Below are 5,102 nucleotides of genomic sequence, written 5' to 3'. Positions count from 1 at the left end.
GCATAGCCCGACTGGCGCTGGCGGTTCGCCTCCGCGTCAGCCTTCGCCTCGGCGACTCGTGCCTGCGCCTCGGCAATCCGCGCAAACGCGACCTGGGCACTGTTCACGGCCCCCTGGACGTTCGCCGGCAGCGTGACCCGAGCGAGGGTGAATCGCAGGTTCTCCAGGAACGGGCCACCGAGATTGGTGTTGAGGTCGGTGGCCAGCGACTTGTTGATCGCGTCCTGGACGGCCTGGATGTTGCCGTTACTCGACGCCGCGTTAAGCGCCGTCTGGGCCCCGGACTGCTGGTTTGCGCCCATCTGGACCAGTGCACAGGAGGAGACGAGGTCGGCGCAGGTGAAATTGTTGATCTGTTCACGAAGGTCGTTGTCGATGACCGGCCGGATGATGGCGCCGAGGAACGCGGACCAGCCGTCGTCGCCCGACCAGGCATAGTAGAGCTTCCCACCTTTGCTCGCCAGCGGGAACTTCCTGGTGCCGAACTTGTCGTCGAACCGGCGTAGAACGTTGTGGTCGAGGTTGAGGGTGAAGTAGAACGTTCCCTCGATCCCCATGCTCACCCCGTCCTTCGACGGTGTCGTCACAACATCGACCGTGCCCCGGTCACTCTCACCGGCAACGGACGTGATCGTGTAGTAACGCTGCTGTGCCGGATAGTTGTGCGTCGAGGAGTACATGCCAACATAGGTCGTCGACGAGGCGGGATCGATGATCTGGCGGATCCGGTGATTGTCGAACGGGCCACCGTTGCGGACCACCGCGATCTGCCCGCCCGACGTCGACGCGAACGAACCGAGCGCACTCGCCCCCACGACCAGGCCGAAGACCACCGCCAACACTCCGATGACAGCACCGGCTCCGAGCCCGAGACGCCTACCTGTTGACACGCACGCCCCCTTGATCGATGTTGCAGCTTGATCGATGTTGCAGCTTGCGGTCAGTATGTCCGGTTTCCGTGCTCGGATCGAAGGATTTGTCGGGAAGCCGTCCGGGATCCCGTTCCACCCGGTGGAGCAGGTACGCGTTGGCATCGCCCCGTGTACACGGAAATCCGGTGGGCAGGGCATCGCGGCGATGCCAGGCTGCACGTATGGAGACTCCGCCGGCCGGATCCGCACATCTCGATCCCACCCGAGCGCGGAACCGGATTCATCACGAGACCGAACGGATCCACGCCGTTCTCGACGAGGCACGGATCTGCCATGTCGGCTTGGTCGTCGACGGCTGGCCGCACGTCCTGCCGACTCTGCATGTCCGGCGCGGCGACACCCTCTACCTCCACGGCTCCGCGGGCGCCCGGCTGCTCGCCGCCGGCCGCGCCGGCCGCCTGCCGATCTGCGTCACGGTCTCGCTGCTCGACGGGTTGGTGCTGGCCCGCTCCGCCTTCCACCACTCGGTGAACTACCGGTCGGTACTGGTCCGTGGTCTCGCCTCGCCCGTGCTCGACGAGGACGACAAGCGTGCCGTGCTCGCCGCGTTCATCGACCGGACCGCGTCGGGCCGCTCGGGCGCCTGCCGGCCGGCAAACCGCCGTGAGCTGGCCGCGACCGCCGTGCTCGCCGTCGCGCTCACCGACCCGGCCACTCAGGTGACCTTGAAGGCGCGGACGGGCGGCCCGGTGGACGACGCCGAGGATATGGCCCTGCCCCACTGGGCGGGCGTGGTCCCGGTCCGGACGGTCGAGGGCGCGCCCGAGCCGGCCGAGGACCTGGTCTACCCGAGCGCGCCGATCAGCGTCGGGATCAGTCGAGCTGGACGGTGAGGTCGGGGCCGGTGGCGGCCCGGACCTCGTCGAGGGTGACACCCGGCGCGAGTTCACGCAGCACCAGGCCGTGGCCGGGTTCGACGTCGAGGACCGCGAGATCGGTGATGACCCGGTGCACGCAGCGGCGGCCCGTCAGCGGCAGGGAACACTCCCGCACCAGCTTGTGGGTCCCGTCACGGGCGACGTGCTCCATCATCACGATGACGCGCCGCGCGCCGTGCACGAGGTCCATCGCGCCGCCCATCCCCTTGACCATCCGGCCGGGGATCATCCAGTTCGCGAGGTCGCCCTGCGCGGAGACCTGCATCGCGCCGAGCACCGCGACGTCGACATGCCCGCCGCGGATCATCCCGAACGACGTCGCCGAGTCGAAGTACGACGCCCCCGCCAGCGCGGTCACCGTCTCCTTGCCCGCATTGACCAGGTCGGGGTCGACCCGGTCCGGGGTCGGGTAGGGGCCGACGCCGAGGATGCCGTTCTCGCTGTGCAGCACCACCGTCACCTCCGCCGGCAGATGGCCCGCTACCAGGGTCGGCAGCCCGATCTCGAGGTTGACGTACTGGCCGTCGACCAGCTCCCGCGCCACCCGCGCGGCGAGCCCGTCCCGTGTCAGCGTCATGCCGTCACCGTCCTGCGTTCGATCCGCTTCTCCGGGTCCGGTGCGTGCACCACCCGCTGGACCAGGATCCCCGGGGTATGGATCTCGCCGGGGTCCAGTTCGCCGGGTTCCACCAGCTCCTCCACCTCGGCGATGGTCACCCGGCCCGCCGCCGCACACAGCGGGTTGAAGTTCGCCGCACTCGCCCGGTAGACGAGATTGCCGTGCCGGTCGCCACGCCAGGCGTGCACCAGCCCGAAGCCGCAGACGATCCCCCGCTCCAGGACGTACTCGGCGCCGTCGAACACCCGGGTCTCCTTCGGCGGCGATGCGAGCGCGACGCGACCGGAGGCGTCGTGACGCAACGGAACGCCGCCCTCGGCGACCTGCGTGCCCACCCCCGCCGGGGTGTAGAACGCCGGGATCCCGGCCCCGCCCGCCCGCAGCCGTTCGGCGAGCGTGCCCTGCGGCACGAGCTCCACCTCCAGCTCGCCGGCGAGGAACTGGCGCTCGAACTCCTTGTTCTCCCCACGTACGACCCGATCGTCCGCCGGATCCGCCCCGCCCGCAGCAGCAGGCCGAGCCCCCAGTCGTCGACCCCGCAGTTGTTGCTCACGGTCTCCAGACCGCTGACCCCGGCCGCCAGCAGCGCGTCGATCAGGACGCTCGGGATGCCGCACAGCCCGAACCCCCCGACCGCCAACGACGCCCCATCCGGGATGTCGGCCACCGCCAGGGCCGCGCTCGCGACCACCTTGTCCACCCGCGCACCCGCCTCCCGCAGCAGTGGGCGGCACCACATCGGAACCGCCCGCACGTTAGCGGGCACTAACCCAGACGAAGTTAGCCACAACTAACATCCCCGTCCAGTCCCCTCGGCCCGATCAGGCTCAGGCGACGGCCGGGCCGGGCCGGGCTCGCAGCCCGGCCGGCGCGCCGCGGCCCGCCACCGCGCAGGACCAGCGTTAGGCCTTGAGGCCGGCGAGGATGCGGGAGATGACCTCCGCGCTGATCGGAGCGGGCGAGTAGAAGCTCACCCGGTCGGCGATGTCGCCGACGCGGGTCCGGATCTGCTTCGGGATGTCCTCCGGGGTGCCCCGCGTCGTGAAGACCTCCAGGACCTCCTCGGTGACGAGCGAGCCAAGATCCTGCTACCGGCCGTCGCGGGTCAGCTCGTACAGGTCACGCTGCAGGCCGCCCCAGCCGTGCAGCTCCAGGACCGCGCTGTAGGCGGGGGTCGAGGCGTAGAAGGCGAAGTGCTGGCGCAGCTTCTTCTCCGACTCGGCCAGCTCCTGCGCGGTGTCCCCGGTGGCGATCAGGGCGGGGAAGGTCAGCTCGACGTCCGAGCGCTTGCGCCCGGCCCGCGCCAGTCCCCGCTCCAGCGCCGGCAGGGTCACCTCGCGCACGAACCGCTCGGAGGACAGGCCGTGCAGCAGGATCCCGTCGGAGACCTCGCCGGCGACCTCGGTCATGCGCGGCCCGAGGGCGGCGAGCGGGTCTGCGCGTTCGTCATCGTCGAACCCGGCCGCTGCCTCTCCCGCGGCGAGCTCGTCGAGCACTTCGTCGCCGTCGGCGTGGCCAAGCACAAGACCCCCGAACGCCTCGAGATCGTCACCGAGCTACCCCGCACCGCGGCCGGCAAGGTCCGCAAGGCAGACCTGCGCGCCCGCCTGCGTGCCCCCGCCCCCTCCGCGCCCGGCGCACCCGACTTCCCCAGCGGTTCCGGCGCGCCCGGTGTGGTCGACGTGGTCGACGCGCACCGAGACAGCCGGGACTCCCAGGGCGCGGGCATCTGAGCGGCCGGGCGGATCTGCACCATGGTCAACGGACTCGACCGCGGCGAGCGCGCCGCACTGATCGTCAGCGAGTGCCTGCGTGGCACCCTCGACCCCGAGCTTACGATCTTCGGCGGGCTGGCCGAACAGGCCGCTGAGCGCGGCATACTCCCGCGCATCGCCGCGGACTTCCGCGCGCTCGGGCTGCCGGTCGTGCACATCCACGTGGCGCACCGGTCGGACTTCGGCGCGTTCAGCGACACCAATCCGGTCTCGGCGAAGGTGCGCCGCGAACGGCGGGTGCTCGCCGGCACCCCGCAGGCCTCGCCGATGCCCCAGGTCGCACCCCTGTCCGGCGACTACGTCAGCACGCGCCGCTCGGGCCTGGCGATGTAGTACGGCACCGACCTCGACTCCACCCTGCGTAACCTGCGGATCGACACGGTCGTCCTGACCGGCGTGTCGACAAATGTGGCGCTGCTCGCTGGCGCCCTCGGCGCGACCGACCGCGGCTACCGCAGCGTGCTCGTCGAGGACGCCGCGGCCGGAGCGAGCGTCGAGTCGCACACCTGGATCGTCGCCAACCTGCTGCGCCTGCTGTCGACGATCACGCGCGCCGACGAGGTCCACTCCGACCTCGCCCGCCGCGGGGGCGCCCCGACGACCACGCCCTCCCGCCCTTGACTCAACATCCACCCTGAGGATGGCTCCCGACCGAGGTGACGAACGGGGTGGGGTTGAGGAGGATGTCGAGAGGTTGGCTGTAGGGGTTTCGGCGGGGGGTCTGGGTGTGGTCGACCCAGGAGGGTGGGATGAATTCGGGTCGGCGGTCGGCGCCGAGTCGGATGGTCCAGTGGTGGTGGTGAACGTGGCGGTGGTGCCAGCCGCAGAGCAGGACGAGGTTGTCGAGGCAGGTAGGACCCTCGTCGATCCACGAGATGATGTGGTGGGCCTGGCACCA

The 5,102-nt window shown here is 70.5% G+C and carries 7 protein-coding genes and 2 pseudogenes; 4 read left to right on the top strand and 5 right to left on the bottom strand.

Features of this window, described 5'->3' with window-relative positions:
* On the bottom strand, positions 1-890 hold an 890-nt coding region (locus tag G6R25_RS21300), incomplete at its 3' end, for an SPFH domain-containing protein (RefSeq protein ID WP_235949352.1).
* A 203-nt stretch (positions 891-1,093) separates the two neighbouring features.
* Here G6R25_RS21300 and G6R25_RS21295 point away from each other — a divergent pair.
* Positions 1,094-1,765, top strand: a complete 672-nt coding sequence (locus G6R25_RS21295) for a pyridoxamine 5'-phosphate oxidase family protein (RefSeq protein ID WP_163554330.1) — start codon at positions 1,094-1,096, stop codon at positions 1,763-1,765.
* On the opposite strand, the gene G6R25_RS21290 is transcribed toward G6R25_RS21295, so the two are convergent.
* From G6R25_RS21290 to G6R25_RS28180, 3 genes and pseudogenes are all read right to left on the bottom strand, one after another.
* Positions 1,746-2,387: a CoA transferase subunit B gene (locus G6R25_RS21290; RefSeq protein ID WP_163554329.1), complete on the bottom strand. Its 642-nt coding sequence runs from the start codon at positions 2,385-2,387 to the stop codon at positions 1,746-1,748. The genes G6R25_RS21295 and G6R25_RS21290 overlap by 20 nt on opposite strands.
* Positions 2,384-3,129, bottom strand: a pseudogene (locus G6R25_RS21285) (CoA transferase subunit A). Before G6R25_RS21285 ends, G6R25_RS21290 begins: the two are co-directional and overlap by 4 nt.
* Before the next feature lie 388 nt (positions 3,130-3,517).
* Entirely contained in the window at positions 3,518-3,838 is a 321-nt protein-coding gene (locus G6R25_RS28180) for an LLM class flavin-dependent oxidoreductase (RefSeq protein ID WP_235949350.1), read from the bottom strand.
* Between G6R25_RS28180 and G6R25_RS21275 the strand changes: the two genes are divergently transcribed.
* The 3 genes and pseudogenes from G6R25_RS21275 to G6R25_RS29920 all read left to right on the top strand — a co-directional run.
* On the top strand, positions 3,794-4,162 hold the full coding sequence (locus G6R25_RS21275) for an AMP-binding enzyme (RefSeq protein ID WP_235949349.1): 369 nt from the start codon (positions 3,794-3,796) through the stop codon (positions 4,160-4,162). The genes G6R25_RS28180 and G6R25_RS21275 overlap by 45 nt on opposite strands.
* A 21-nt stretch (positions 4,163-4,183) precedes the next feature.
* Entirely contained in the window at positions 4,184-4,537 is a 354-nt protein-coding gene (locus G6R25_RS29925; RefSeq protein WP_336502276.1) for a hypothetical protein, read from the top strand.
* 12 nt (positions 4,538-4,549) lie between these two features.
* Positions 4,550-4,825: pseudogene (locus G6R25_RS29920) on the top strand (isochorismatase family protein); the annotation flags it as partial.
* A gap of 1 nt (position 4,826) precedes the next feature.
* Here the strand turns inward: G6R25_RS29920 and G6R25_RS21265 are convergent.
* On the bottom strand, positions 4,827-5,102 hold a 276-nt coding region (locus G6R25_RS21265; protein WP_163554328.1), incomplete at its 5' end, for an HNH endonuclease signature motif containing protein.

Source organism: Candidatus Frankia alpina, assembly GCF_902806485.1.
In the GTDB taxonomy this organism is placed as follows: Bacteria; Actinomycetota; Actinomycetes; order Frankiales; family Frankiaceae; genus Frankia; species Frankia alpina.
This window is presented reverse-complemented; position numbering and strand designations above follow the sequence as displayed.